The sequence below is a fragment of the Pseudomonas onubensis genome (assembly GCF_965653655.1).
Taxonomy (GTDB): Bacteria; Pseudomonadota; Gammaproteobacteria; order Pseudomonadales; family Pseudomonadaceae; genus Aquipseudomonas.
Genome location: NZ_CBFHAZ010000232.1, coordinates 1 through 490 on the forward strand (window position 1 = coordinate 1; position 490 = coordinate 490).

Annotated in this window: 2 pseudogenes; both read left to right on the forward strand. The window is 49.2% G+C overall.

What is annotated here, in order from left to right:
• Positions 1-36: 36 nt before the first annotated feature.
• Positions 37-99: pseudogene (locus tag ACTD9P_RS29720) on the forward strand (4Fe-4S binding protein); the annotation flags it as partial.
• 18 nt (positions 100-117) lie between these two features.
• Positions 118-490: pseudogene (locus ACTD9P_RS29725) on the forward strand (oxidoreductase); the annotation flags it as partial.

The following is a 490-nucleotide window of genomic DNA, read 5'->3' on the forward strand; positions in this document are numbered from 1 at the left end:
GAGCGGAAACGCCCGCGGGTCATTTGGGATCAGGATGTGCCGATCAATGAATCATCATGTGTTTCCTGCGGACATTGTTCGACGGTATGTCCGTGCAATGCCATGATGGAAAAAGGCATGGAAGGCGAAGCTGGGTATTTAACAGGCATTAACCAAGAGACGCTTCGGCCGATGATTGATATCACAAAAGGCGTCGAAACCGGATACGGATCAATTTTAGCCATATCGGATATGGAATCGGCCATGCGGGATGAAAGAATCAAGAAAACGAAAACCGTATGCACATACTGCGGTGTCGGCTGCAGTTTTGATATATGGACGAAAGGAAGAGACATTTTAAAGGTCGAGCCTCAGGCTGAGGCGCCCGCAAATGGAATTTCGACGTGTGTGAAAGGGAAATTCGGCTGGGATTTCGTCAATAGTGAAAAGCGCCTTACCAAACCGCTTATCCGGGAAGGAGACTCGTTTCGGGAGGCGGAATGGGATGAAG